The 23,010-nt window shown below is 66.4% G+C and carries 34 protein-coding genes and 1 pseudogene; 27 read left to right on the top strand and 8 right to left on the bottom strand.

Translation table 11 applies throughout. From position 1 onward, the window contains the following. The first annotated feature begins 33 nt into the window (after window positions 1-33). Window positions 34-351 (top strand): H-NS histone family protein, encoded by a 318-nt coding sequence (locus tag BLT64_RS20385; protein ID WP_011749604.1) that lies wholly within the window; start codon window positions 34-36, stop codon window positions 349-351. A gap of 15 nt (window positions 352-366) precedes the next feature. Next, window positions 367-984 carry a plasmid pRiA4b ORF-3 family protein gene (locus BLT64_RS20380; RefSeq protein ID WP_011749605.1) on the top strand — a complete coding sequence of 206 codons (618 nt, stop codon included), beginning with the start codon at window positions 367-369 and terminating at the stop codon, window positions 982-984. A 156-nt stretch (window positions 985-1,140) separates the two neighbouring features. Here BLT64_RS20380 and BLT64_RS20375 read toward each other — a convergent pair whose 3' ends face one another. Then, the gene (locus BLT64_RS20375; RefSeq protein ID WP_011749606.1) at window positions 1,141-1,914 is read right to left on the bottom strand and encodes a class I SAM-dependent methyltransferase; all 774 of its coding nucleotides are present in this window, start codon (window positions 1,912-1,914) and stop codon (window positions 1,141-1,143) included. A gap of 84 nt (window positions 1,915-1,998) precedes the next feature. Here BLT64_RS20375 and BLT64_RS20370 point away from each other — a divergent pair, with 84 nt between their 5' ends. The 13 genes from BLT64_RS20370 (at window position 1,999) to BLT64_RS20310 (ending at window position 9,792) form a co-directional block, all read left to right on the top strand. Beyond that, window positions 1,999-2,271 carry a metal/formaldehyde-sensitive transcriptional repressor gene (locus BLT64_RS20370; protein WP_011749607.1) on the top strand — a complete coding sequence of 91 codons (273 nt, stop codon included), beginning with the start codon at window positions 1,999-2,001 and terminating at the stop codon, window positions 2,269-2,271. Window positions 2,272-2,286: 15 nt separating this feature from the next. Beyond that, window positions 2,287-3,243, top strand: coding sequence for a CDF family Co(II)/Ni(II) efflux transporter DmeF (dmeF, locus tag BLT64_RS20365; RefSeq protein WP_011749608.1), 957 nt, complete (start codon window positions 2,287-2,289; stop codon window positions 3,241-3,243). A 97-nt stretch (window positions 3,244-3,340) separates the two neighbouring features. After that, window positions 3,341-3,700 (top strand): hypothetical protein, encoded by a 360-nt coding sequence (locus BLT64_RS20360; protein WP_041530347.1) that lies wholly within the window; start codon window positions 3,341-3,343, stop codon window positions 3,698-3,700. A gap of 29 nt (window positions 3,701-3,729) precedes the next feature. Next, window positions 3,730-4,188, top strand: coding sequence for an aminoglycoside N-acetyltransferase AAC(3)-Ih (gene aac(3)-Ih, locus BLT64_RS20355; protein WP_058096835.1), 459 nt, complete (start codon window positions 3,730-3,732; stop codon window positions 4,186-4,188). A 233-nt stretch (window positions 4,189-4,421) separates the two neighbouring features. Beyond that, window positions 4,422-4,838 carry a hypothetical protein gene (locus BLT64_RS20350; RefSeq protein ID WP_011749611.1) on the top strand — a complete coding sequence of 139 codons (417 nt, stop codon included), beginning with the start codon at window positions 4,422-4,424 and terminating at the stop codon, window positions 4,836-4,838. A 428-nt stretch (window positions 4,839-5,266) separates the two neighbouring features. After that, complete coding sequence (locus BLT64_RS20345) at window positions 5,267-5,944, top strand: DNA methyltransferase (protein WP_011749612.1); 678 nt, start codon at window positions 5,267-5,269, stop codon at window positions 5,942-5,944. Window positions 5,945-6,018: 74 nt separating this feature from the next. Beyond that, window positions 6,019-6,309 (top strand): hypothetical protein, encoded by a 291-nt coding sequence (locus tag BLT64_RS20340; RefSeq protein ID WP_011749613.1) that lies wholly within the window; start codon window positions 6,019-6,021, stop codon window positions 6,307-6,309. A 296-nt stretch (window positions 6,310-6,605) separates the two neighbouring features. Next, complete coding sequence (locus tag BLT64_RS20335; protein ID WP_011749614.1) at window positions 6,606-7,049, top strand: acetyltransferase; 444 nt, start codon at window positions 6,606-6,608, stop codon at window positions 7,047-7,049. Between the two features lie 754 nt (window positions 7,050-7,803). Further along, on the top strand, window positions 7,804-8,214 hold the full coding sequence (locus BLT64_RS20330; protein ID WP_074810615.1) for a single-stranded DNA-binding protein: 411 nt from the start codon (window positions 7,804-7,806) through the stop codon (window positions 8,212-8,214). A gap of 557 nt (window positions 8,215-8,771) precedes the next feature. Further along, window positions 8,772-8,975 (top strand): hypothetical protein, encoded by a 204-nt coding sequence (locus BLT64_RS20325; RefSeq protein WP_011749618.1) that lies wholly within the window; start codon window positions 8,772-8,774, stop codon window positions 8,973-8,975. A 54-nt stretch (window positions 8,976-9,029) separates the two neighbouring features. Then, window positions 9,030-9,239 (top strand): hypothetical protein, encoded by a 210-nt coding sequence (locus BLT64_RS20320; RefSeq protein ID WP_041530348.1) that lies wholly within the window; start codon window positions 9,030-9,032, stop codon window positions 9,237-9,239. A 34-nt stretch (window positions 9,240-9,273) separates the two neighbouring features. Continuing rightward, a complete protein-coding gene (locus BLT64_RS20315) occupies window positions 9,274-9,474 on the top strand; it encodes a hypothetical protein (protein WP_041530349.1) in 201 nt (66 codons plus the stop codon). A 105-nt stretch (window positions 9,475-9,579) separates the two neighbouring features. After that, window positions 9,580-9,792, top strand: a complete 213-nt coding sequence (locus BLT64_RS20310; RefSeq protein WP_011749619.1) for a hypothetical protein — start codon at window positions 9,580-9,582, stop codon at window positions 9,790-9,792. Window positions 9,793-9,812: 20 nt separating this feature from the next. On the opposite strand, the gene BLT64_RS20305 is transcribed toward BLT64_RS20310, so the two are convergent. From BLT64_RS20305 to BLT64_RS20290, 4 genes are all read right to left on the bottom strand, one after another. Beyond that, entirely contained in the window at window positions 9,813-10,337 is a 525-nt protein-coding gene (locus tag BLT64_RS20305) for a DUF2285 domain-containing protein (RefSeq protein ID WP_375790557.1), read from the bottom strand. 19 nt (window positions 10,338-10,356) lie between these two features. Next, complete coding sequence (locus BLT64_RS27455) at window positions 10,357-10,623, bottom strand: transcriptional regulator domain-containing protein (protein ID WP_011749621.1); 267 nt, start codon at window positions 10,621-10,623, stop codon at window positions 10,357-10,359. Between the two features lie 146 nt (window positions 10,624-10,769). Then, window positions 10,770-11,033, bottom strand: coding sequence for a DNA -binding domain-containing protein (locus tag BLT64_RS20295; protein WP_011749622.1), 264 nt, complete (start codon window positions 11,031-11,033; stop codon window positions 10,770-10,772). 185 nt (window positions 11,034-11,218) lie between these two features. Further along, entirely contained in the window at window positions 11,219-11,434 is a 216-nt protein-coding gene (locus tag BLT64_RS20290) for a helix-turn-helix domain-containing protein (protein WP_041530016.1), read from the bottom strand. A 212-nt stretch (window positions 11,435-11,646) separates the two neighbouring features. On the opposite strand from BLT64_RS20290, the gene BLT64_RS20285 reads away from it, so the two are divergent. From BLT64_RS20285 to BLT64_RS20235, 11 genes are all read left to right on the top strand, one after another. Further along, window positions 11,647-11,916: a helix-turn-helix transcriptional regulator gene (locus tag BLT64_RS20285; RefSeq protein WP_011746481.1), complete on the top strand. Its 270-nt coding sequence runs from the start codon at window positions 11,647-11,649 to the stop codon at window positions 11,914-11,916. Beyond that, window positions 11,913-12,782, top strand: a complete 870-nt coding sequence (locus tag BLT64_RS20280; RefSeq protein ID WP_011746482.1) for a replication initiator protein A — start codon at window positions 11,913-11,915, stop codon at window positions 12,780-12,782. Before BLT64_RS20285 ends, BLT64_RS20280 begins: the two co-directional genes overlap by 4 nt. A gap of 255 nt (window positions 12,783-13,037) precedes the next feature. Continuing rightward, on the top strand, window positions 13,038-13,538 hold the full coding sequence (locus BLT64_RS20275) for a DUF2840 domain-containing protein (protein WP_011746483.1): 501 nt from the start codon (window positions 13,038-13,040) through the stop codon (window positions 13,536-13,538). Next, a complete protein-coding gene (locus tag BLT64_RS20270) occupies window positions 13,535-15,043 on the top strand; it encodes a DNA cytosine methyltransferase (RefSeq protein ID WP_011749623.1) in 1,509 nt (502 codons plus the stop codon). Before BLT64_RS20275 ends, BLT64_RS20270 begins: the two co-directional genes overlap by 4 nt. Further along, a complete protein-coding gene (locus BLT64_RS20265) occupies window positions 15,040-15,606 on the top strand; it encodes a S26 family signal peptidase (protein ID WP_011749624.1) in 567 nt (188 codons plus the stop codon). Before BLT64_RS20270 ends, BLT64_RS20265 begins: the two co-directional genes overlap by 4 nt. Window positions 15,607-15,641: 35 nt before the next feature. Continuing rightward, window positions 15,642-15,977, top strand: a complete 336-nt coding sequence (locus BLT64_RS20260; RefSeq protein WP_011749625.1) for a DUF736 domain-containing protein — start codon at window positions 15,642-15,644, stop codon at window positions 15,975-15,977. Window positions 15,978-15,980: 3 nt separating this feature from the next. Continuing rightward, complete coding sequence (locus BLT64_RS20255; RefSeq protein WP_011749626.1) at window positions 15,981-16,799, top strand: lytic transglycosylase domain-containing protein; 819 nt, start codon at window positions 15,981-15,983, stop codon at window positions 16,797-16,799. 49 nt (window positions 16,800-16,848) lie between these two features. Further along, window positions 16,849-17,430: a hypothetical protein gene (locus BLT64_RS20250; RefSeq protein WP_011749627.1), complete on the top strand. Its 582-nt coding sequence runs from the start codon at window positions 16,849-16,851 to the stop codon at window positions 17,428-17,430. Between the two features lie 241 nt (window positions 17,431-17,671). Next, window positions 17,672-19,411: a relaxase/mobilization nuclease domain-containing protein gene (locus tag BLT64_RS20245; protein ID WP_011749628.1), complete on the top strand. Its 1,740-nt coding sequence runs from the start codon at window positions 17,672-17,674 to the stop codon at window positions 19,409-19,411. A gap of 68 nt (window positions 19,412-19,479) precedes the next feature. Continuing rightward, a complete protein-coding gene (locus tag BLT64_RS20240) occupies window positions 19,480-19,731 on the top strand; it encodes a type II toxin-antitoxin system Phd/YefM family antitoxin (RefSeq protein WP_011749629.1) in 252 nt (83 codons plus the stop codon). Between the two features lie 9 nt (window positions 19,732-19,740). Then, window positions 19,741-20,169 (top strand): PIN domain-containing protein, encoded by a 429-nt coding sequence (locus BLT64_RS20235; protein WP_198140541.1) that lies wholly within the window; start codon window positions 19,741-19,743, stop codon window positions 20,167-20,169. A 210-nt stretch (window positions 20,170-20,379) separates the two neighbouring features. On the opposite strand, the gene BLT64_RS20230 is transcribed toward BLT64_RS20235, so the two are convergent. Beyond that, a complete protein-coding gene (locus BLT64_RS20230; RefSeq protein WP_011749631.1) occupies window positions 20,380-20,631 on the bottom strand; it encodes a hypothetical protein in 252 nt (83 codons plus the stop codon). On the opposite strand from BLT64_RS20230, the pseudogene BLT64_RS20225 reads away from it, so the two are divergent. Beyond that, window positions 20,594-20,848: pseudogene (locus tag BLT64_RS20225) on the top strand (helix-turn-helix transcriptional regulator); the annotation flags it as partial. The gene BLT64_RS20230 and the pseudogene BLT64_RS20225 sit on opposite strands and share 38 nt — an antisense overlap. 238 nt (window positions 20,849-21,086) lie before the next feature. On the opposite strand, the gene otnC reads toward BLT64_RS20225, so the two are convergent. Both otnC and otnK read right to left on the bottom strand, forming a co-directional pair. Further along, window positions 21,087-21,740, bottom strand: coding sequence for a 3-oxo-tetronate 4-phosphate decarboxylase (gene otnC, locus BLT64_RS20220; protein ID WP_011749633.1), 654 nt, complete (start codon window positions 21,738-21,740; stop codon window positions 21,087-21,089). Continuing rightward, entirely contained in the window at window positions 21,737-22,996 is a 1,260-nt protein-coding gene (gene otnK, locus BLT64_RS20215) for a 3-oxo-tetronate kinase (protein WP_011749634.1), read from the bottom strand. Before otnK ends, otnC begins: the two co-directional genes overlap by 4 nt. Between the last annotated feature and the right edge of the window lie 14 nt (window positions 22,997-23,010).

Raw genomic sequence — 23,010 nt, 5'->3', positions numbered from 1 at the left:
ATTAAACCGGCGCCATAACAACAGGGAACGCTTATGACTGATATCGACCTGAATGCCTTGTCGCTGGCCGAACTGAAGCAGCTGGAAAAGAACCTGGCGAAGGCCATCGCCTCTTTCGAGGATCGCCGCAAGGCCGAGGCGGGGGCTGCGGCGGAAGCGGTGGCAAAAGAGCACGGTTTCTCGCTGGGCGAACTGGCGAAAATGACCCCGGCGCAAAAGCGCGCCGCCGTGGCGCCGAAATACCGTCACCCGGAAAACCCCGAGATCACCTGGAGCAGTCGCGGCCGCGAGCCTGGCTGGATTGCCGAGGCACTGGAGGCCGGCAAATCCCTCGAAGACTTCGCCATCTGACCGGGGAGGGCAGGGGTGTTCCAGCCTCCGAACGCGGTTCGGCTGCATGTCTCCCTGGCCGAGATCGAGCCGGAGATCTGGCGGCGGCTGGTGGTTCCCTGCGACTGGACGCTGGACCGGCTGCATCCGGTCCTGCAGGCGGCCTTCGGCTGGACCGACAGCCATCTGCACGAATTCCGCATCAGCGGGTTGCGCTACGGCGATCCGGTGCTGCTGGCTGACGGTTTCGGCGGCCCCCGCGTTTTCGACTCTGCCGAGGTGCGGCTACAGGATTTCGTCGGGAGCGACGTCGGTTTCACCTATGCCTACGATTTCGGGGACGGTTGGGAGCACCTGATCCGGATCGAGGATTGGCTGGCGCTCGATCCGGCGCCGCGCCACGCGCTCTGTCTGGAAGGCGCACGGGCGAGACCGCCCGAGGATGTCGGCGGGCCGTGGGGCTATGCGGATTTCCTCGGGATCATCCGCGACCCGACGCACGAAGAGCACCGCTCCACGCTGCGCTGGGCGGGCGGGCATTTCGATCCGGAATGGTTCGATCTTGATCTGATCAACAAGGATCTGCGCAATGCCTTGCGCGCGAACGCGCGACGCCGGCTGCATCAGCCGAAGCCGAAGGCGCCGAAGGGTTAACCGCGTCTGTTTCGCTGCCTCAGCGATTCGAGGTTGACACGGAAGGCTGGCCGGTTCTGGCGTCGGCTTGGATGGTCGAGGAAACAGTCGTCGGACATCAGCGCCTCGTTGTCCAGCACCTGCACCAGAGTGTCCCGCGCGGCAAGGCAGCCCGGATCAGGCTTTTCGTGCCGCGACCAGCAACATCATCGGGCGTTCCAACTCCTCCGCCAGAACCGGCATTGCCTCGATCTGCGCGGCTGTCGGCGCGAATTCCTGGACCCGGCGCAGCGCGAAGCCTGCGCCGATCAGCGTGTTGAGCGTGGTGGCCAGCGTCCGGTGGTACTTCAGAACGCCCTTGGCGAACCAGTCGGTGCGTCGCTCGCCCTCAACGGAATAGCCATTGACTGGCCAGGTCTTGCGACCGTCCTCGTCCAAGGTCCAATGCGGATGTGCCGCCGCCATGAAGATCGGATGCTCGATGGTGAAGACCAGATCCCCGCCCGGCGCCAGCGCCTTGTGGATCATGCGGATCAGCCGATCAAAATCCGCGACATAGTGAAAGGCCAGCGCGCTGTAGACCAGATCGAACACCGCCTGGGGCAGGTCCAGCACCTCCAGATCGGCGTTGCGGTAGTCGATGGCCGGATCGGAAGTGTCCGCCCGCGCACGGGCGATCATGTTGTGCGACAGGTCATATCCCGCGACCGAAGCTGCGCCCTGCTCGCGAAACCAGCGCGAAGCCCAGCCGAAGCCACAGCCCAGATCGGCCACGCGCTTTTCCGCCACATCCGGCAGCATGGCGCGGATGGCGGGCCATTCGGGCGCGCCGTCCAGCCCATGCACCTGCCGGGGCAGCTGGCTGTAGCCGGCGAAGAAGTCGGGATTGTCGTAGATGTTCTGTGCCATCGTCAGCGGAATACCGGAGCGCGAAGGCAGCGTCCATGCCATCCGCCCTAAACCATTCCCCGGCTTCACGGATCCTGCCTCTTATAGTATAGTCCCCCATGCCATATGAAGCCGAGGACCGCCGCCATGTCCCACACCATCCGCGACAAGCAGAAGCTGATCGCCCGGGTCCGCCGCCTCAGGGGCCAGATCGAGGGGATCGAACGCGCGCTGGAAGCCGAAAAACCCTGCGGCGAGATCCTGCGCCAGCTGGCCTCGGCCCGCGGCGCGATGAGCGGGCTGACGGCGGAGGTGATGGAGGATCACCTCCGCGAGCATGTGCTGCAGGCCGAAACCGATGCCGAGCGCCGGCAGGGCGGCGAGGAACTGATCGAAATCATCCGCACCTACATGAAATAGCCCTGGAGGGGGCCCATGTCCGCAATCGACATCTCCGCCCATACCCACGGGCACGACTTTCTCGGGCGGCACCACCGGCGCAACGAACGCCGGGTCTGGCTGGTCATCGCCCTGACGGCCGCGATGATGGTGGCCGAGATCGCCGCCGGCACGCTCTACGGCTCGATGGCGCTGGTGGCCGATGGCTGGCACATGTCCACCCATGCCGGGGCGATGCTGATCACGGCGCTGGCCTATGTCTATGCCCGCCGCCATGTCGGCGATGCCCGTTTCAGCTTCGGCACCGGCAAACTGGGCGATCTCGGCGGCTTCGCCAGCGCCGTCGTGCTGGCCCTGATCGCGCTGCTGATCGGCTGGGAGAGTTTGGTGCGGCTGGCCAACCCGGTCGAGATCCGCTTCGGCCAGGCCATCGCGGTCGCTGTGGTCGGGCTGGTGGTCAATCTGGCCTGCGCCTGGCTGCTGAGGGGCGACCATTCCCATCACCATCACGGGCATGGACGTCACCACGATCACGACCATGATCATCACCACGGTCATGCCCGGGACAACAACCTGCGCGCCGCCTATCTGCATGTGCTGGCGGATGCGCTGACCTCGATCCTGGCCATCGTGGCGCTGCTGGCCGGGCGCAGCTATGGCTGGACCTGGGCCGATCCGGCCATGGGCGTCGTCGGCGCGCTGGTGATCGCACGTTGGTCCTGGGGGCTGATCCGCGATTCCGCTGCCGTGTTGCTGGACCGGACCCCGCAGGACGCGGATCTGCCGCAAGAAATCCGCACGGCGATCGAGACCGGGACCGACCGGATCGCCGATCTGCATGTCTGGCAGGTCGGGCCGGGCCATCATGCCGCCATCGTCTCGCTGGTGTCGAGCGACCCGCAGGCGCCCTCGCATTACAAGTCGCGCCTGGCGCGGATCCACGCGCTTTCCCATGTTACCGTCGAGGTCGAGCGGGTGAGTGCCGCTTCCTGAAAGGACCATGGCGGGTTGGCGAGGCTGCAACCCGTTGCGGCCATTCGCCGGCCTGTGCGAAGCTGGTCCATGCTCCAACCCTTGCCCCGACAGACCCATGACCGAGATCGCACCGCAACCCCGGATCAAGCTGTCGAAGCTGCGCGATATCGGCTGGTCGTTCTGGGACCCTATCGGGTTGCTGGACCCGGAAAGCCCGGCGGGCAGATGGGACGACGAAGCCAACCTGTCCTTTGCGGACGAATACGACAGCTATCTGGTTGCGGCGGCCTCGCAACTGCGCCGGGGGACGCCCCGCGACGAGGTCGTTGCCTTCCCAGTCGAGATCGAAACGCAACATATCGGAGTGGGCGACAGCCCGAGCGCTGGCCCGAGGGCGGAAGTGGTCGTCGAGGCGATCCTCGCGGACGAGACCATTTGGACATGGCCCGATGCGCAGGGGCGGTTCAGGGTATGATACACCTGAAGCATGAGGAGGAGTTGCCGATGTCCGTGTCGATCAGGTGCCTGGGCCGATCCGACGTTTCCGTCCTGCGGCAGATGAACGCCTTGTTCGGGGATGCCTTCGACGATCCCGACACCTACCTGGGAGAGCCGCCGGACGACGCCTATCTGAGCGGCCTTCTGGCCGGGGATCATCTCATCGCGCTGGCGGCCATGGACGGCGCCGTCGTCGTCGGCGGCCTGATCGCCTACGAGCTCGAGAAATTCGAGCGGGCGCGTTCGGAAATCTACATCTACGATCTTGCTGTCGCCGAGACCCACCGGCGGCAGGGCATAGCCACCGCGCTCATCGGTGCCTTGCAACGGATCGCGGCCGAACGGGGCGCCTGGGTGGTTTACGTTCAGGCCGATTACGGGGATGAACCGGCCATTGCCCTCTATACCGGGCTTGGAAAGCGCGAGGACGTCCTGCATTTCGACATTCCGGTCGATGCGGGATAGTTGACGGACCTCATGAGCGCGTGGGCTGGCGGCTTGTCGCCGGCCATTGGCCATTGCCGGCAGCTATCCGCATCAATCCCCGGTCCTCCGCCTGTCGGCTTGACCCGTCGCAGGATGTTGGGAATGCTGCTATCCGCAGCAACGGCGTAGTGAACCTTGGTCGCAGGCGGAGCGCATCACCCTCTGGCAGCCTGTCGTGAACGATCCCTGATCCCTTTGGTCTGGAGGTTTCCATGACTCTGATCCTGCTTGCCCTCATGCTCACCGCGCTCACCTGCGTGATCGCTTGGTATCTCGCCACCTGGGCGCTGCCGGTGATGGTTTTTGTCGAGACGTTCAGCTTCATCCACGCGAACGAGACCGGATTCCTGCTCTCCGTCCTTGCGGCGGCAGCCGCCGCGCTGCTTTCCGTGGGGCTGGTGCTTCTGGTGCTGTTCAAGGCGAGGAACCCAATCCTCTGTCTGCTGGCGCGGGCGGTCTTCGTGATCCCGGCGATGATCGCCGGATATGCCGTCGTCCACGGCGTCACCCATGAGGCCATCGACTCCGCCATCGCGCTGACGCTGCTCTGCGGCACGGCCGGGCTGATCACCGGCATTGCCGCGCTGATCAACCTGAACGGGTTCGGGGAACTGGCGCCGCAGGTTTGATACCGGTAGCCAATCCGGCTCCCACACCTTGTCGCTTTGAACCAAGGTGATCCGCGCCGGGCGCGGATCGCGGCTGTCCAGAAGCCGTGCCGGCGGCTCGACCGGGCCTTGCCCGGCTCACCCCCGGCCCGACGGTTTTCTTATCTCGTGGATTTGTCCGCCACGCATCCGCCTGTCTGGCCGTCAAAGGGCAGGCGCCGCCTTGGGGCGTCGTCGGGGCGCAGGGCCGTGTCCTCGCCTGCGGCTGCGGGCCGCCCCACCCCTGCGCCCCGACCCATGACCGCCAGCCATGCGGCCGCGGGTCGGGCTGCGCCCTCGCCGCTCTGCCTCCGGGGAAACATGCGTTTCCCGAAGTCAGTCCGGTGAGGCGCGGCCCATCGGCGGATCAGGGCAAGGACCCTCCGCCCCGAACCCGAAAGGACAGAGACATGACCGCACAGGAAAATACCCCCCGCAACCTCGTCATCAACGGCGATTGCATCGAGGTGATGCAGGCGTTCGGCACCGGATCGGTGGATTTCATCCTGACCGATCCGCCCTATGTGACCCGCTTCCGCGACCGGCAGGGCCGCACCGTGGCCAATGACGACAACGCCCGCTGGCTGCGCCCGGCCTTCGCCCAGATGCACCGGGTCCTGAAGCAGGGCGGTTTCTGCGTCAGCTTCTACGGCTGGAACAAGGTGGATCTGTTCGTGGAGGCCTGGAAGGCGGCGGGCTTCCGCATCGTCGGGCATCTGGTGTTTCGCAAGCGTTACGCCTCCTCGGCGCGGTTCCTGCGCTACGAGCACGAACAGGCCTATCTGCTGGCGAAGGGCGATCCGGTTCTGCCCGCCCGTCCGGTGCCCGATGTGCTGGATTTTCCCTATACCGGCAACAAGCTGCATCCGACGCAGAAGCCGGTGGCGGCGCTGCGCAGGCTGATCGGGGCGTTTACCCAGCCCGGCGATCTGGTGCTGGACCCGCTCAGCGGCAGCGGCTCGACCTTGGCGGCGGCGCATCTGCTGGGCCGCGACTGGCTTGGGGTGGAACTGGACGTGGCGCATTACCAGACCGCCGGCAAGCGGATGGCGGCCCTGCAACAGCGAGACCGGAAGGCAGCGGCATAGGTCAGCCCCCGCCGAAGGCGCCTGTCCCCGAGGCGGGCGCCACACCCCTACAGCTTCACGGAAAGGATTGCGACATGCGTTGGATTGTCACGAAGGACCATCACGGCGGTTGCATCGGACTGGGCGAGGACGCAGACGGCGTTCCCGCACGAGGCAAGCCGGAAGATGGCGACGCCTTGCCGGTGGAGTTCCGGCTTTACACCGCGCGCGGCAGGCTGCTGTTCGAGGGCCGTTGCGGCGACATTGCCGCCGATTGGTGGCACGGCATGGAGCCGCTGCTTTACGCCTGGACCACGTTCCGGTGCCGCCGCCTGACCTGGCGCCCGGCCGAAACGGACGAACCGTGGCGGCCGCTGCGGCCATAGACCCCAAGCCAGCCCCAAAACATCACGGCCGCCGATCCATCGGATCGGCGGCCGTCGTGCGTGCAAGGCCGCAGGAAAAGCACCGCAAAAATCGCGCTCGCCGGGCATGGCCCGGCTCGCGAAGGTAAAGCGAAAACATCGGCAGTCGCCCCATGGCTGATGCGTCAGGGGCGAAAGGCGTGGCATGATCCGGACGGGCGGAGACGTCATCTATCGGAGCCCGGCCGGATCATGCCGGAGGCGGTACGAGGTGCGGCCCCTGTAGCGCATGGATTCCGGCGCTGGTAAGCACGGGCATGTTTGAGATTCGCACCTCCACCGATCAGGATACGGCCCGGGTCATGGACATCTGGCGCAGGGCTGTCGATGCCACCCATGACTTTCTCGCGTCGCATGACCGCGCTGCGATCGATGATGAGCTTTCGATCTTCCTCCCGCAGGTGCGCCTGTCGCTCGCTGTCGATCACACCGACAATCCGCTGGGCTTCATGTTTCTGCACGAAGGCCATCTGGAGGCCCTTTTCATCGATCCGGATCATCATGGCCGAGGTATGGGAACCGCACTCATCCGTGCCGCGCTCGCCGATCATCCGGACCTGACGACCGACGTGAACGAACAGAACCCCAAAGCACTCGGGTTCTATGAGCGTCTCGGCTTCGAGCGCACCGGCCGCTCGCCCTGCGACGGGCAAGGAAGAGCCTATCCGCTCATCCATCTTCGCTATCGGTCGCCGGCCTAGCGGCGGATCATCCCCTAGCACGATTGGGCCGATGCGGGCGCCCGCAACCTGCCGCGCCCATGGAAAACCCGGCGGCTGGAAGCGTCCGGCCTCTTGCCTCCGCACGGGGAATGTCATCGCCAACGAACCGCCGCTCGTCACCGGTCCCGGCCAGCCGCGCCCGGGACGGAAATCCGGTATCGTCGTCGACCCCACAGCCACAGCGGTCCTGGCCGTCCGCATCCGTCCATTTCGTGCCATGCATGCCCGCCGCGATGCGACCAGCTTCCTGCCGGCCCCGCAATACTGCCGGACGATCCGGCCCAGGGCCGATGAGATGGCAGCCATGCCATCCCGAGCCCCCGACCGACAGCCTGATCCTTCCCGCCCCGAACGCCCCGGCCTTCCGGCGGCGGTCGCAAGGGCGACCAGCAAAGGGAAGCGAAGCGGCATCGCCGCGGGTGGTGCCGCTTCCGGGGGGCTTTGCCGACGGGACGGCACCGGCGAGGACGCCGCCGTTCTGCGATCTGTCCCCGTCATGCCCCCGGACGAACCAATCCCTCCGCCTGTCCGATCCCCTAACTCCGTTCGGTTTTCACCAGCAACCCCCAAGGCTCCGGACCGTGTTGCCGCGCGGGGCGCGGCTGCCCGCCCCACTCCGAAGCCTTGCGGGCAAGCTGCCGCCCAGGGGCGTCAGTTGCAAGTGCCTCCCGACGGACTTTCCCGGGTCTCGTCGGAGGGAATGGTCCCTCCGGAGCAGCAACGGAGACAGACAATGCAGAACATCGTCATCCTCGCCGGCACCATCCGCCAGGCCCCCGAAACCCGCACCACCCGCACCGGCACCGACGTCACCCGCTTCAAGCTGGTCACCTCGCGCCCGCGCTATTCGGAAGGCCGGGTCGTGCGCGACGAGAAGGGCTATCGGGTCGAGGACGCGGAATGGCACCGCGTCGTCGCCTTCAACGGCCTGGGCCGGACCATCCGGCAATATTGCGAGTCCGGCACGAAGGTGCTGGTGCGCGGCCGCATCCACTACACGAAATGGCAGGATGCGGAAGGCCAGGACCGCTACGGCTGCGAGATCGTCGCCGAGACGGTGGATTTCCTGAGCCGGGCGCCGCAGTCCGAGACCGACGACGAGGACGAAGGCCGGTTCATCGACGAAGACGACATCCCGACCTGAGCGGGAGGCCAGAGGCCCGGCGGTTCCAGCCGCCGGGTTTTCCATGGGCAAGGCGGTTCGCCCCGAGGCCGCGCCGGCAAGAGAAGGCTTCCCGACCGGATTGACCGGCCGGAGATCCTCGGGCGGGGCCACCCCCGCAGACCTTCCTTCCCCAGATCCCCCAGCTTTCACCGGAGAAGAAGAAACAGGGGCTTGGGAAAAGGGGCTGGAAAGCGAGGCAGCGCCACGGCGCCACCGATGGGCTTCGCATGACCGTCGGCGCGTGGGCGGGCACGGCGCATTTTGCTTCAGAGCAGAAGGAAACGGATGCCGCCGGCGCACGGGGGCAGCCACCCGCGTGTTTCGGACGCTGCGCCAAGGGGCTTGGAAGCCGTCTAAGAGACTGAAAATAATTGATAAAACGCCACAATCCACTTGCATCAAGGCCTTGTTTTTGCTAGACTATTCTTAAGGCGCGCAGGTGGTCGACACCCGCCGGCGCCGTGCTCCCCCGCAATGCGGGGTCGGGGTGGTGGAAGGGGCCGGACGGATCGGCCCCCGAACCCGGAGACAGGCCCATGCATAACGCGACATTCGAGATCAACGTCCCCGCCAACCCGCTGGCAGGCCACATCAACCTCGAGGACATCGAGATGGGCATGGACGCCGATACCGGGGTCAAGGCCCGCACCAGCCGCGACAGCATGACCCTGATGGTCATTGTCCACGCAACCGATGCCGGCGATGCAGCGAACTGGCTTCAGAAGGCGGGCCTGATCTGACCTCACTGGCGGAAGCGCCGGAAACGGCCCACGAATACGCCAAGGAGAACCGCCATGACCACCGCCAAGATCGTCATCCCCTTCGCCGCCGCCCGCGCTGCCGCAACGAAGGCGGGCTGGCCGGTCGACGCATGCGCGACCGCATGGCTGGAAAGCAGGATCGAGGCCGTTTTTTCGCGCAGAAGGAACGGCGACATCAAGGTCGAGGTCGAGATCGAGCACCTGCCGACCATGGCCCAACTGGTCCACGATGTCATCGCCTGACCGCCACCACCAGCGCCCCGACAGGAGACCGACCATGCCCTGCGAAACCGAAACCACCGCCCTCGCGGCGAAGATCCACGCCGAATGCGAATTCGGCTTCGACCGAAACGATATCCATGAAGCCCTCGAATTGCTCGGCCAGATGGTCGAATACGGCGCGACCACTGCGGAAGAGATCGAAGCATTCCTCCGCCTGCGCCGAGCGCAATACGAGACCGACCTCTACGGCACCTGAATGCGCCAGCGAGATCGGAAGCCCCGCCAAGGCATACGCCTGGCGGGGCTGCGCCAGTGGAAGGGGCCGAATGGTTCAGCCCTGCAACCGGACCGGAGAACAACCATGAACCGCCCGACCACCGTGACCGAACTGATGGCCGAAGCGGCCAACGCCCTGATCCGCCGCGACCCGCACCGGCTTGAGGAACTGGAGCGGATCTCCAGAGGATGGATGCAGACCCACGACGAGGAACTGGCACAGATCATCCTTCTGCAGGCGATGACCGAAGCCGCCGATCTCCTCCTCGATACCCCGAGCGAGATCGAGAGCGCCTGACGCCGCCAGCGGAAGCCGGTTCAGCGTCGTCGTCGCACATCGCCGCGCAGCAACGTAAGATATTCGCCGCCGATCATGGCCCGTGCCTCGGCGAGGATGCGGGCCAGTTGCCGGCGTTCGGAGGCCGATTTCCACTCGGCGGCGCTGAGTCCGCTGAAATCCGACCGGAACAGCACGCCGGCGATGTCGCGGCGGGAGGCGCCGGAATCGGCTCCATCCCAGGCGCGCAGCATCAGGGTGGCGCGGTACCGCTCGGATGCCGACAGCGCCTGCAGGGAGGGGATCGGCCGGATCGGCTTGCCGGTCAGCAGGCGATGAAACCGCCGGATGCTGTTCAGCCGAAGCATCAGATCCTCGTCGAGCGGGACGATGATGGCCAGCCGGATCCGGGCCATGCCGTGAGGAAACCAGATCCGGTGATCACCGCTGTCGTCAGCGATAATGCCGTGCAGTCCATCACGGGCGTGCAGGATCGTCGCCAGCGGCAGATCGTCCGGGCCGAGCAGCACTGGCCGATCATAGCCTTCGGGTGCCGCAGTAAGGATCAGGGCGGCGGGGAACGCATCAGGACGCCAGAGCGGCTGGGCGTCCGATGCCGGAAGGGCAGGATCGACCGGGAAACATCAGCCCCCAGCGGCGGGCCATCCGGGCGATCTCCTCTCTTACGCTGTCAGCGGGGGGTACTCCGCGCCCGATATGTTTGCGGATCCGGGAATATTCCGCGCGATAGCGGCGGTTGCGGCGCAGGAACTGGAAGGTCATCCGGGCACGGTCGAGCGCCCGGAACCGGTCGTCATAGCCCGGAGACCTCCAATCGGTGGAAGACGGCATGGCTCTGTTCTCCATCGGAAGGAAAGGCGGGTCGGATGCCGGGAGTATGCGGACAACCGGCAATTGCGCGAAGATCGCGCCGGGGAATACGAAGCAGGTCGCAACCGACCCAAAAGCGCAGACAAATACGGCTGCCGTTCGGTGCGTTACCGCATGCGCGGTTTCAGGATCTGGCGGTAGCCGGCCTCGGTCATCCAGCGCGCCCGGGCGAGATGGCTGTCATGGATGCGCTTCGCCCGGTCGGGATCGGCAGCGACGTCGAGGCCGAAGACGATTCGGGCCACCTCGCGCCAGTCGGCCCCCTCCTCCTCTGCGTCAAGAAGCCGCAGATAGGTAGTCAGATGGGCCTCGTCGTAGCCAGTCAGCCGCTCGGACTGCGGCGGGGTTTCCTCGAAGGCGTCAGCAGCCATTGGGCTCTCCTCTATCCGATCCGTGCCCAGAATGAAGAACCCGGCGATCCCTTTCTAGGGGAACGATCCGCGCCGCGTATCGGGATTTTTCGAATACGCACATTCCGGAATGGACCTGAGCGCGTTTCGGCAATCGGCGCAAACCCGCGAATCCTCGCGTAAACGGGCGGGTCGCCGCTGACAGCCTAATCCTTGTCGCGGCGGAGTAGTTCCACCGGATCGACCTCCAGCACCGCGGCAAGCTTTTCCAGCATGTCGACGGTCGCGGCGTTCTCCTCGCGCTCCAGCATGCCGACATAGTTCCGGTTGATGTCCGCACGGTCGGCAAGCTCCTCCTGCGACAGGGATTTCTCCTGTCTCAGCCGGCGCAGATTCCTGGCAACTCGCTCCCGCAGTCTCATGCCGGAGGAGTCGCCGGGCACCCGATCCGGCACCACCCAGTATAATGGTGATTCGTGAGACGGCCAAGCTTTTCGTCGACCCGGCTCCGGCCCCCAACGAGAGGGGGTGACAAAAATTGGGCCGTCATTCTGTCACTCCGGCCTGATGCTGCTTTTGCGCCATCGTCGCCGCAATCCCGCCTCTCCGGCGGATCCTGCGACGGAGGCCGATGATGCAGAACGAACCCGATCCCGACTGGCCGCGCTTCGTGCGCACCGAGGAAGCCGCCCGGCTTCTGGACCTCTCGCCTCGCACGCTGGAAAAGCACCGCTGCGGCGGCACCGGTCCGGTTTACCGCAAGCTCGGCGGTCGTGTCGTCTACACGATTGCCGACCTGCGCGCCTGGATCGAAGGCTCGGCGCGGCAATCTACTTCGGAAATGGCAAAGATCGCCCGCAAGCCCGACCGGACGCTGGCCGAAGCGAGGAGGGCAGGGCGGTGAGTTCCCCCATTTCCGCGCGCCGCATCTGCGGCGGCCGGCAGATGGAACTGTTCCGGCCGGTCGCCAGCGACATTGCCGCCCGCGATTCCCGCGATCTGATGTCCTGGCCGTTCTTTTCGTTGGCCAAGTCCCGCCGCGTTGTGCCGATCGATTTCCACATGGGGCCGGTGTCGATCCGCGTGGAGGCGACGCCGGAACATGGCATGGCCACGATCTGGGATGCCGACATCCTGATCTGGGCGGCCAGCCAGATCGTCGAGGCCCGCAACCAGGGCTTGCGGACCTCGCGTCTGATGGCCGCGACGCCCTACGAGATCCTCACCTTCATCCGGCGCGGCGATTCCGCCCGCAGCTACCTGCGGCTCAAGGCCGCCCTCGACCGCTTGCAATCGACGACGGTCGCCACCTCGATCCGCCAGCCGGCGGAACGGCGGCGGCACCGGTTTTCCTGGATCAACGAATGGAAGGAACTGCTCGACGATCAACGCAGGCCGCTCGGGATCGAACTGATCCTGCCCGACTGGTTCTATGCCGGGGTGATGGACGATGCGCTGGTCCTGACCATCGACCGCGCTTATTTCGACCTCAAGGGCGGGCTGGAGCGCTGGCTCTACCGTCTGGTGCGCCGCCACGGCGGCCGCCAGCCCGGTGGCTGGAGTTTCGATCTCCGGCACCTGCACCTGAAATCCGGCAGCCTGTCGCCCTTTAAGCGCTTCGCCTTCGAAGTCCGGGCCATCGTCCAAAGACAGCCGCTGCCCGGCTATCGCCTGTCGCTGGCCGTCGGTTCCGACGGGCTGCCGCGGCTGTGTTTCCAACCAGCCCCCGCCAATCCCTTCGCCGCCGCGCCTCGCGCCGCGCGTCGGTGAACGGCCAACCTGTGAACAAGCTGTGGACAGAGCCGTGCTATCAGGAACCGACCGACCCGTGCTATCCGGAACCCGACTCCCGTGCTATCGGGAACCGAAACGCCATGTAACCATATTGAATCCGAACAAGGATTCGGCCTCTCCTAACTTACCTAACTTAAGGAATCCTAACCTTGTAGGCGCGCGTCGGTCGGTGGAGAACACCGATTTGTCCCTTAATTCGTGGACTGGCAGTGCCATGAATGGGGGTGACGAATGAGTGCTCGTCACCCTGAGCAGCCGAGGCCAGATCCTGGCTCGACCACCTTTGTCGACCTGATCTGGCAGGAGAAGCGGGTCGAGCACTGGCTGCGCTTCGGACGCTTCTGCCACGAGCACCGGATCGACCGTCAGCGCCGGACCGTCGGTTTTGCGTCGGACAGCACCTTCGCCGTCGTGCGCTGGGCGGGCAACGATTACGGCACCGTGGTCTCGCGTCTGGACATCCTGCGGGCTGTCGCGCCGGGCGAGCCGTTCCAGACGCTGCCCTTCATACGACCCGGCGCGGAGATCCTGCTGCGGGTCAGCGGCTGGCCGAAGGTCGAGCGGGTGCTGCAGGCGGTGGATGCCGTCGAGGCGCTGGGCATCGATCCCTGCTTGGTCTCGCTGGAGCACTGGCGGCACGTCCACAACCGCATTGCGGCAGGCGAGCCGTTCCGGACCTACGCCAAGGCCCAGCATGCCGCATGGCTGAAGCGCCGGAGGGTAGGGGCATGACCATGCCGCGTGCGTCTCTTTCCCTGCCGCTGCATGTGCTCGATCTGTTCAGCGGTGCCGCCGGCGGCTGGTCTCTCGGCCTGCACCGGGCGGGGTTCATGACCATCGCCGCCTGCGAGATCGTGGAATGGCGCCGCATCCTCTATTCGGAGAATTTTCCGCATGTCAGACTCTACGCCGATATCCGCGACCTCACGGCAACTCGACTTGTTTCCGACCTCGGCTGCCTGCCCGACATCGTCGTCGGCTCGCCGCCCTGCCAGGACATCAGCAGCGCCAACACGAAGGGGAAGGGGATCGAGGGCGAACGCTCGGGCCTCTACCTCGAGGCCGTGCGCCTGGTCGGAGAGTGCCGCCCTCGCTGGTTCGCTTTTGAGAATAGCTCTAACTTGCGAACTCGCGGCGCCGACCGGTTGCTCGATGCGCTGGAAGCGCTCGGCTACGCCTGCTGGCCATGCGTGGTGGGTGCTGCGGATATCGGCGCCAACCATGTCCGCAAGCGGTCCTGGCTCATCGGCTGCGACCCACGGCAGCTTGCCGACACCCGTGTCGCAATCCCAGCAGGGCGGCATGCGGCTGGAGGGCGGATCGGGGGCGCGGAAGGCGATGAGGGAGTCGGGGCTTTCCGAGCTGTTCCGCAATCGCCCGCTGCCGACGCCGATGGCCTCGGACGGGATGAAGGACGGGGCGGGTGGCGGGGCGGGCTCGACATATCCGCTGCGGATGATCCTGGCGACGCCGCGGAAGACGGACGCGGATCGCGGCGGCCGGGGCGATCTGCTGAGCCAGCTTCAGCGCCACAACAGCCGCCATGCGGGGATGATGGGCACGCCGACGGCGAATGCGGCGCCACGGGGGAGCGTGCTGCGGAAGCACAAGGGCAGGATGACCTCGGATCAGGACCGTTTCGACCGCAGCCCGACGATCGGCGAGGCGCTGCATTTCGACAGACCGCTGCACCGGGAACCCGAAACCTTACCGACGCCGACCAAGCGCGACAGCCGCATGGACGGCTGGAGTCCGGCCTACGACCGGCGCAAATCGCCGACCATGGACGCGGTGATGGCCAGAGCGATGGATGGTGCGATGACCGACCGGGCGCCGGACAAATGGGCGGGCGCGCGGGCTTTGGCGGCGATCTTGCGGAGCCATGGCCTCACTGGAACGGCGGCCTTGCCCATCACATACGGGTGGATGATGGGGTTTCCGCCTGGCTGGCTCGCACGCGCATTGCGCTCGGCAATCGCAAGGGGACATCTGCAGCCAGCCTGATCGTCGAGGCCTTCGGCGATGCGGTGGTGCCGCAGATCCCCGAGGCCATCGGCCGCGCCATCCTGCGCAGCGAGGCCGCGCTGAACGCGGTGCTGGGTGGCGCGCCGGCGAGCGATGCTGCCGCCGACGACAGTCCGACCATGAGCACAGTCGCAGGTGATGCCGCGACCGACGGCGATGCAGTCGGCAACGCGCCCACCGACAATCCTGCGGACCACGGAGGCGCGTCATGACCCGCAGAAACCGCATCACCTATCTCGCCGCAACCGCTCTCGCGGTTCTGGTGATCGGCGGCATCTCCGTCACCGAGATCGCGCCCCGGCTGATCTGGAATGCTTCCGCCAGCCTGCCGCTCGGGCTCTATCGCGTAGAGCCGCCGATCAACCTCGCCCTCGGCGATCTGGTCGCGGTCACGCCGCCCGAACCTCTGGCGCAGTTCGTCACCGCGCGCGGCTATATCGGCCCCGGCGTGCCGCTGCTGAAGCGCGTCGCCGCGCTTCCCGGCACGCGGGTCTGCCGCGAGGAAACCACGATCACCGTCGACAGCCAGGCCGTCGGCGAGGCGCGCGAACGCGACAGCCTCGGCCGGCCGCTGCCCGTCTGGCGGGGCTGCCGGCTGATCGTCGGGGGAGAGATCTTTCTCATGAACCGGGACGTCGGGGACAGTCTCGACGGCCGCTATTTCGGCCCGCTCCCGCTCGGCAGCGTCACCGCCCGCATCGTCCCGCTCTGGACCGATACGGCGGGCGACGGCCGCTTTCGCCGGCCCGCAATTGGGGCGGAAAGCGGCCTCTGATCCCACTACCAACCATCAAGCGAAGGATATACACGATGCCACAGATCGGAGAATTCACCCGCACGCAATCGGGCTACGAGGGCCGCATCCGTACCGTCACCCTCGACCTGAACCTGGTCTTCGTGCCCACCCACAATGCCGATATCGAGAAGGCCCCGGATTACCGGATCCATCTTGACGGCGAGGACGGCCCGGAGATCGGCGCCGGCTGGACCCATAGCGGCGAGAAGGCCGGAACTTATATCTCGGTCGCCCTTGACGATCCCGCCCTCGTGCAGCCGATCCGCGCCCGTCTGTTCCAGTCCGACGAGCAGGGCCGCAGTTGGGGCCTGCACTGGTCGCGTCCCAGAAAGCGCGACGAGCGGGACTGAGCCATGCCGCAATCTGTTCACCGAATTGCGGACGGGCGGGCTGGCGCCGCCCGTTGTGCCGCAGTCCTTCTTCTTTCCGGCCTGTCCTTCGCCGCCGTCCCGGCTGCCGGCCTGCTGACGCAGACCGTGCAGCCGGCCGCGCAACAGACCCGCGATCCCTTCGCGGCCCATGTCGCGGAAGCCTCGCTGCGCTTCGGCATCCCGCCCGGCTGGATCCGCGCCGTGCAGCATGTCGAAAGCCGCGGCAATCCGCGCGCTGTCTCACCCAAGGGCGCCATGGGGCTGATGCAGATCATGCCGAAGACATGGGCGGCGCTGCGCGCCCGCCATGGTCTCGGCGGCGATCCGTTCGACCCCCGCGACAACATTCTTGCGGGCGCCGCCTATCTCCGCGAGATGCATGACCGCTACGGCACCATCTCCGGCATGCTGGCGGCTTACAATGCCGGGCCGGGACGCTACGACGAGCATCTGGTCTCGGGCCGGACCCTTCCGGCCGAGACCCGTGCCTATGTCGCCACGCTGGCGTCGATGCTGGGCGGTGATCCGCTTCTCGGCACGAGTTCCGTCGCCGCAGCGCCGCCGGATTGGCGCGAGGCGCCGCTCTTCGCCGGCAGCACGACCGACGGCCCGGATGCGGAACGACCACAGCTCGGCGGTCTGTTCGTGCGCCGGTCCGCTGCAGAACCAGTGCTGTCCGATGGTGCATTGGCTGCCGATCCGGAACCGCCTGCTGAACCGTCCGACACCGCTCCAGACGCCGCCGCACCGCAATCCGACACCCTCTTCATCCGCCGATCCGACGCCGGGTCAGCGCAATGAAAAATCATTCCATTTGTCTTGCGATGCGTGCATTCGGAGGGCCCAACCCATGAGGATCGCCTATGCGGACCCACCCTATATCGGCTGTGCGCATCTCTACCGCGACCGTTCCGATTACGCCGGCGAGGTCGATCACGCGGCGCTGATCGAACGGCTGGAACGGGACTACGACGGCTGGATCCTGCACGCCGCCGCGACGCCGCGCTCGTTCGCCGTGCTCGCGCCGCTGGTCGAGCGAACCGGCGCGCGCTGGATGGCCTGGGTGAAGGGTTTCGCGGCCTTCAAGCGCAATGTGCCGGTCGCCTATGCCTGGGAACCAGTGATCGTCAAACCCGCGCGCAAACCGGTGGTCAGCAAGCGTCTGGTGCTGCGCGACTGGGTGCAGGAAAGCATCACCCTGCGCCGCGGCCTGACCGGCGCCAAGCCGGAAGCCGTCTGCCACTGGGCCTTCGAGATGGTCGCCGCGCGGCCCGAGGACAGGCTCGACGATCTGTTTCCCGGCACCGGTGCCGTCACCGCGGCGTGGCATTCCTGGCAGCGGAAATTCACCCTGCCGGACGATCCGCTTCCCGATTTTCCTCAGCCCGACAGCGCCCGCCGGGGGCGATCCCGCCTGGGAGGTCCCTCATGATTCCCAATTGCGGAAATCGCACTGCGGCGAATCTCAGCGAAGAATGGCGCGCCGCGTCCCGGTGGGTCGCGGCGCTTTTAGGACGGCAAGATAAAAGCCCGCGAGGTGCGGGCAGGGCGGTCGGGGGTGTTTGCAGGGTTTTCGAGGCATTTGCGCACCTCGCGGCGCCAAACCGCACCTCGCGGCTTCGCAGATTATGCAGGTTTTTGAACGAATCCCGCACCTCGCAGGAGATCGGCCGATGAGCAACGAGGACGATTTCCGCATTCGCTCGGGGCGCATCCGCTCCAGCCGCAGCCAGCGTGCCCGGCCTTTCGTGGCCCAGGCGCTGGCCGCCGCCCAGAAGGCCGGCGGGCGCGTCTCGCGCAGCGGCAGGATCGTGTCGCCGGGTGCCTCGCGCTTCGGCCGGGGCCGAACTGCTGCCGTCCGCGCCAACAGGCTGATCACCCGCCGCACCCGGCTCTGCACCGTCAAGGTCCGGGTGGTGCGCAGAATCGGGCAGGCCGCCGCGCTGCCCCGGCATCTGGGCTATCTCGGCCGCGACGGCGTCGCCCGCGACGGAGAAAAGGCCCACATGTTCGATCCGAGCAGCGACGATGCGGACATCAGGGAATTCGCCGAGCGCAGCGAGGACGACCGCCATCATTTCCGCTTCATCGTCTCGCCCGAGGATGCCGCCGACATGGCGGACCTGAAACAGTTCGCCCGGGACCTCATGGCGCAGGCGGAAAAGGATCTCGGCACCGAACTGGACTGGATCGCCGTCGATCACTGGAACACTGACAATCCCCATGTCCATGTCATCCTGCGGGGGCGGGCGGATGACGGCAAGGACCTGGTCATCTCCCGCGACTACATCCGGGAAGGCTTGCGCGACCGGGCGCAGGACCTGATCACCCGGGAACTGGGGCCGCGCCATGACCACGAGATCCGCCGCAGCCTGATGCGGCAGGTCGAGGCGGAACGCTGGACCGCGCTCGACCGCCAGCTGGTCCGCGACGCCGGCAAGTCCGGCGTCATCGACATGGCGCCGGGCATCGACGGTCCGCGCGACGATTTCCTGCCGCAGAAGGTCGGCCGGCTGCGGCATCTGGAACGCCTCGGCCTGGCCGATCGGGTCGGGCAGGCGCAATGGGTGATCCGGCGCGAGGCCGAGACCGTGCTGCGCGATCTCGGCGAGCGCGGCGACATCATCAAGCGCATCCATCGGGCGCTGTCGGGGCAGGGGATCGATCGCGGGGTTTCGGACTACGTCTTCGCCAGCGAGAAGGCCGATGGTCCGATCCTCGGCCGGCTGGTCGAGCGCGGCCATGACGACGAGTTGAAGGGGACCGCCTATGCGGTGATCGACGGTGTCGATGGCCGCACCCATCATATCCGGCTGCCGCATTTCGACGCCGCGGGCGACAGCGCGCCCGGCTCCATCGTCGAGCTGCGGTCCTACGAGGATGCGAAGGGCGTGCGCCGCACCGCCCTGGCTGTCCGCTCCGATCTGGATATCCGCGCCCAGGTGACCGCGAGCGGCGCCACATGGCTTGATCGCCAGGCGGTCTCTCGCGATCCCGCGGTGCTGTCGGAGGCCGGTTTCGGCGCCGAGGTGCGCCAGACGATGCAGCGGCGCACGGAACATCTGATCGGGGAGGGTCTGGCCGAACGGCAGGGCAGCCGCATCGTCTTCGCCCGCCGGCTGCTCGACCGGCTGCGCGAGCGTGAGATCGGCGCGCTGGCCGAGAAGCTTGCCGCCGAGACCGGCCTGTCGTTCGAGCGCGCGGCCAGGGGCGACACCATTGCGGGCACCTATCGCCGGCGCTTCGCCCTGGCCTCGGGTCGCTTCGCCATGATCGACGACGGGCTGGGTTTCAAGCTGGTGCCCTGGACGCCCTCGCTCGAACGCCATCTGGGCCAACACGTCTCCGGGGTCGTGCGCGGCGATGGCGGCGTGGATTGGAGCTTCGGCCGCAAGCGCGGGCTGGGGTTGTAGAGCCGATCACCTTGACGATCAGCGGGACCATCCCATATGACTACAGATAGTCATCGTGAGGATCAGCCATGAAGGAACTCCAGCTCAGGGATGCGAAGGCGACGCTCTCTGCCGTGGTCGATCAGGCCGTGGCTGGCGAGCCGACGGTGATCACCCGGCACGGCCGCAAGGAGGCGGTGCTGCTGTCCTTCGAGGAATGGCAGCGCATCTCCCGGGTGCCGGATTTCGCCGATCTGCTGCTGGCCTTCCCCGGCGATGCGGAGGACATCCCCGAACGCGCCCGCAAGCCTGCGCGGGCGCTGCGGGATCCGGGCCTCTGAAGCTTGTATTTGCTCGACACCAATATTCTCTCGGCCTTCGCGCCGACGCGGCGTGATGCCGATGCCGAGGCTCTTGCCGCCTGGATGCGCGCCCAGAGCGACCGGCTCTATCTCTCGGCCATCTCCATCGCCGAGATCGAGGCCGGCATTGCCCGCGCAATCAGGATCGGCGCGAGTACCAAGGCCCCGGCGTTGCGCCGCTGGCTGGCCGCCGTCGAGCATTTCTATGCCAGCCGGATCCTGCCTTTCGGCATTGAGGAAGCGCGTCATGCCGGCGCGATCCTCGACCGGGCGCGCGCCCATGATCCGGGTTTCGAGGATATTGCTATCGCCGCCACGGCCGCCGCGCATGGCCTGACGGTGATGACCGCCAACGAACGGCATTTCGCACCGCTGGGGGTGCCTTACGTCAACCCACTGAAGGAACTGCCCGCATAGCGGCAGGGGGTGCGGGGAAGACACCGCTTGATGACAGTCGGGAAACCGGAGAGCAGCGCTCAACGAAACCGGGTATGACCAGCGGGGCGGCTATGCGGGACAAAACTGCCGTGCGCAGTCGCAGCATCGGAACCAGCTTCATCGCAACTTAATCGCCCGACGGGGCGGGAAGCGGAAGTCCGCTGGGTTTGCGAGCGGATTGAGACATCGCTATTGTGCGTCTTGTGGTGAGAATGCCTCGAACAATCCGACCCAACGATCTACGAAATCGTGCGGGATCGCATTCAATCCCCGCGTCAACATTCGCTGTTTGACTTTGATCGAAAGCGGTACTTTCCAGTGCTCATCGAGGTTTACGCCTTGCGCTTGTGCCCACGCTTCGATCTGGCCAACAATCGGCTGACCAGCCTGCACAACATCCGCGAGCCCCGCGACCTTCCACCGCCATTTCAAGGTGGTCACGGCGATGACGCCGGTTCAGTACCAGAAACAGCTTCGGCTGCAGGAGGCGCGCCGCCTGCTGCTCTCAGACGACGCCGATGTCGCCCGGATCGGCTACGCCATCGGCTATGAGAGCCCGTCGCAGTTCAGCCGGGAATATCGCCGCCTGTTCGGATCACCGCCGGGACGGGATGGGCAGCAGATCCGAAGAAGCCTCACCTCGCAGGTAGAGGGCTGAGGGGGGCGGCGACATGTCAGGCGGGAAGCGGGCCTTCGCTGCGGAGGGGACGAACGACCACACCCGCCCCAGCAAACCCTGATCGACAGAGAAGGTCGAGCGATGCCTGTCTGCTCTGGACGGTTGACCCTTCTTCGATCTTTGCCGGTGCAATCGGCGGGTCACATCCAGAATGCCTCCCTCATTTCATCTGGCACATCAACACCGAGGCAGCGCTGCAACGCCGGTCGCACGCACCTCATCCGGCAGAGCTGATCGCGCTCAGCCGATCGGCCTCGGCCCGTGGCAGGATATTCAGTTTGCGCTCCTGCAACATCAGATGAAGTTTCGCCGTCTCCTCTAGTTCCTCGGCTGCATATTGTGCATCGAGCAAGGTTTTTCCCGCCACCACGGGCCCGTGGTTGGCCAGCAGCACAGCATGTGCAGAGCCCGCCCGCTCTTTCACCGCCAGGGCCAGAGCATCATCTCCCGGCGCGTAATAGGGCACCATCGGCAAATGCCCGACCCGCATGGCGTAGTAGGCCGTCAGCGGCGGCAGGGCATCTTCGGGATCGGTATCTGCCAGAATGCTGACCGCCACCGCATGGGTGGAATGCAGGTGCACCACGGCATTTGCACCGGCGCGTCGGCAATACATGCAGCCGTGCAGAAAGGCTTCCTTTGTCGGCTTGTCGCCTGACAAATGGTTGCAATCCGCATCCAGCAGCGACAGCCGGGCCGGGTCCAGCACGCCGAGGCTGGTATTGGTCGGCGTCATCAGCAGCCTGCCATCGCCCAAGCGGACGCTGATGTTGCCAGTAGAGCCGGCGGTCAGCCCACGGTCGAAAACGGATTTTCCGACAGCCGCGATCTGATCGCGCATCCGGGTTTCCTCCGACAGGATCGCCGTCATGCCAACATGTCCCATGCCTTGGCGAAGAAGTCCTCGCAGCCGAAATTGCCCGATTTCAGGGCCAGCGCCATCGGGGCCACGGGATCGGTCGAAACCACCCATGGAACGCCGGGGTCGATCTCGGGGCCGATGCGGACGGCCATGGCCTCCAAGGCCTCGACGACCGCGCCTGAGGTTTCGCCTCCGGCCACGATGAAGCGGCGGGTGCCCGCCTCGGCCAGCTTGCGCGCAACACCGGACAGGAAGGCCTCGACCACCACGCCCGCTTGGGCGCGGCCCAGCTTTTCCTGCGCCTGCGCCACTGCCTCTGGATCCGCAGAGGAGTAAAGCAGCGGCGGCCGGGGATCGCCTGCATGGGCGGCGATAAAGGCCAAGGCGTCTTCGATGCGGGTCTCGCCACTGGCAATCGCCAACGGGTCCAGTGCGAGTGTGGCAATACCGTTGGCCTCGGCGCGGGCAACCTGCTGCCGGGTTGCGGCAGAGCAGGAACCGGCCAGCATGATGCCTGGCCCTTTCGGGGCGGTGAAATCGGCATTGCCCGCGTCTTCGGCAAGCAATCCGGCGGCGCGGAAGTTCTGCGGCAGGCCCAGGGCCAGCGCCGACCCGCCGGTGACAAGGCCATAGCCTGCCAGCGCCTTGCCCAGCGTCATCAGATCGGCGTTGCAGATCGCATCGGTGATCGCGATGCCCTGGGCTCCCGCCAGTGCGGCGGCGACGGCTTCGGCGCCCTGCGCCACCGTCGCATGCGCCACCAGATCGACGGGCCGCGCCGTCTGCGCCGCCAGCACGCGGCGCAGATCGGCATCGCGCATCGGCGTCAGCGGATGATCTTTCATCGGGCTGTCGCTGAGCAACTGGCTGCCGACGAAAAGATGACCCTGATAGACCGTGCGGCCATTCTGCGGGAAAGCCGGACAGGCCACCGTGCGCGTCTCGCCGATCAAGTCGAGCAGGGCATCGGTGACGGGCCCGATATTGCCCTCGGCCGTGGAATCGAAGGTGGAGCAGTATTTGAAATACAACTGCCGCGCGCCGCGCGCTCGCAGCACCCGGGCCGAGGCGAGCGATTGCTCCACCGCCTCTGCGGCCGGGATGGTTCGCGATTTCAGCGCCACCACGACGGCATCGGCATTCCCGAAATCGTCCCCTTCGTCCGGTACGCCAACGACCTGGATCACTGACATTCCGGCCCGAGACAGGATCAGCGAGAGGTCGGTCGCCCCGGTCAGGTCATCGGCGATTGCACCCAGAAGCATGCAGCTATCCTTTC

This window comes from Paracoccus denitrificans (genome assembly GCF_900100045.1).
GTDB classification, from domain to species: domain Bacteria; phylum Pseudomonadota; class Alphaproteobacteria; order Rhodobacterales; family Rhodobacteraceae; genus Paracoccus; species Paracoccus denitrificans.
Note: the sequence above shows the minus strand (reverse complement) of the source record. Positions and strands in the feature narration are given on the sequence as shown.

Coding starts and splice junctions, on each gene's coding strand:
- BLT64_RS27455 (WP_011749621.1), bottom strand. CDS start 10,623: ATGCCGTCTTCCACCGATTGGAGGTCTCCGGGCTATGACGACCGGTTC.
- BLT64_RS20345 (WP_011749612.1), top strand. CDS start 5,267: ATGACCGCACAGGAAAATACCCCCCGCAACCTCGTCATCAACGGCGAT.
- BLT64_RS20270 (WP_011749623.1), top strand. CDS start 13,535: ATGACCATGCCGCGTGCGTCTCTTTCCCTGCCGCTGCATGTGCTCGAT.
- BLT64_RS20340 (WP_011749613.1), top strand. CDS start 6,019: ATGCGTTGGATTGTCACGAAGGACCATCACGGCGGTTGCATCGGACTG.
- BLT64_RS20250 (WP_011749627.1), top strand. CDS start 16,849: ATGAGGATCGCCTATGCGGACCCACCCTATATCGGCTGTGCGCATCTC.
- BLT64_RS20265 (WP_011749624.1), top strand. CDS start 15,040: ATGACCCGCAGAAACCGCATCACCTATCTCGCCGCAACCGCTCTCGCG.
- BLT64_RS20360 (WP_041530347.1), top strand. CDS start 3,341: ATGACCGAGATCGCACCGCAACCCCGGATCAAGCTGTCGAAGCTGCGC.
- BLT64_RS20335 (WP_011749614.1), top strand. CDS start 6,606: ATGTTTGAGATTCGCACCTCCACCGATCAGGATACGGCCCGGGTCATG.
- BLT64_RS20245 (WP_011749628.1), top strand. CDS start 17,672: ATGAGCAACGAGGACGATTTCCGCATTCGCTCGGGGCGCATCCGCTCC.
- BLT64_RS20295 (WP_011749622.1), bottom strand. CDS start 11,033: ATGGCTGCTGACGCCTTCGAGGAAACCCCGCCGCAGTCCGAGCGGCTG.
- BLT64_RS20260 (WP_011749625.1), top strand. CDS start 15,642: ATGCCACAGATCGGAGAATTCACCCGCACGCAATCGGGCTACGAGGGC.
- BLT64_RS20255 (WP_011749626.1), top strand. CDS start 15,981: ATGCCGCAATCTGTTCACCGAATTGCGGACGGGCGGGCTGGCGCCGCC.
- BLT64_RS20330 (WP_074810615.1), top strand. CDS start 7,804: ATGCAGAACATCGTCATCCTCGCCGGCACCATCCGCCAGGCCCCCGAA.
- BLT64_RS20370 (WP_011749607.1), top strand. CDS start 1,999: ATGTCCCACACCATCCGCGACAAGCAGAAGCTGATCGCCCGGGTCCGC.
- BLT64_RS20350 (WP_011749611.1), top strand. CDS start 4,422: ATGACTCTGATCCTGCTTGCCCTCATGCTCACCGCGCTCACCTGCGTG.
- BLT64_RS20310 (WP_011749619.1), top strand. CDS start 9,580: ATGAACCGCCCGACCACCGTGACCGAACTGATGGCCGAAGCGGCCAAC.
- BLT64_RS20325 (WP_011749618.1), top strand. CDS start 8,772: ATGCATAACGCGACATTCGAGATCAACGTCCCCGCCAACCCGCTGGCA.
- BLT64_RS20320 (WP_041530348.1), top strand. CDS start 9,030: ATGACCACCGCCAAGATCGTCATCCCCTTCGCCGCCGCCCGCGCTGCC.
- otnC (WP_011749633.1), bottom strand. CDS start 21,740: ATGACGGCGATCCTGTCGGAGGAAACCCGGATGCGCGATCAGATCGCG.
- dmeF (WP_011749608.1), top strand. CDS start 2,287: ATGTCCGCAATCGACATCTCCGCCCATACCCACGGGCACGACTTTCTC.
- BLT64_RS20285 (WP_011746481.1), top strand. CDS start 11,647: ATGCAGAACGAACCCGATCCCGACTGGCCGCGCTTCGTGCGCACCGAG.
- BLT64_RS20290 (WP_041530016.1), bottom strand. CDS start 11,434: ATGAGACTGCGGGAGCGAGTTGCCAGGAATCTGCGCCGGCTGAGACAG.
- BLT64_RS20240 (WP_011749629.1), top strand. CDS start 19,480: ATGAAGGAACTCCAGCTCAGGGATGCGAAGGCGACGCTCTCTGCCGTG.
- BLT64_RS20375 (WP_011749606.1), bottom strand. CDS start 1,914: ATGGCATGGACGCTGCCTTCGCGCTCCGGTATTCCGCTGACGATGGCA.
- BLT64_RS20315 (WP_041530349.1), top strand. CDS start 9,274: ATGCCCTGCGAAACCGAAACCACCGCCCTCGCGGCGAAGATCCACGCC.
- otnK (WP_011749634.1), bottom strand. CDS start 22,996: ATGCTTCTGGGTGCAATCGCCGATGACCTGACCGGGGCGACCGACCTC.
- BLT64_RS20385 (WP_011749604.1), top strand. CDS start 34: ATGACTGATATCGACCTGAATGCCTTGTCGCTGGCCGAACTGAAGCAG.
- BLT64_RS20275 (WP_011746483.1), top strand. CDS start 13,038: ATGAGTGCTCGTCACCCTGAGCAGCCGAGGCCAGATCCTGGCTCGACC.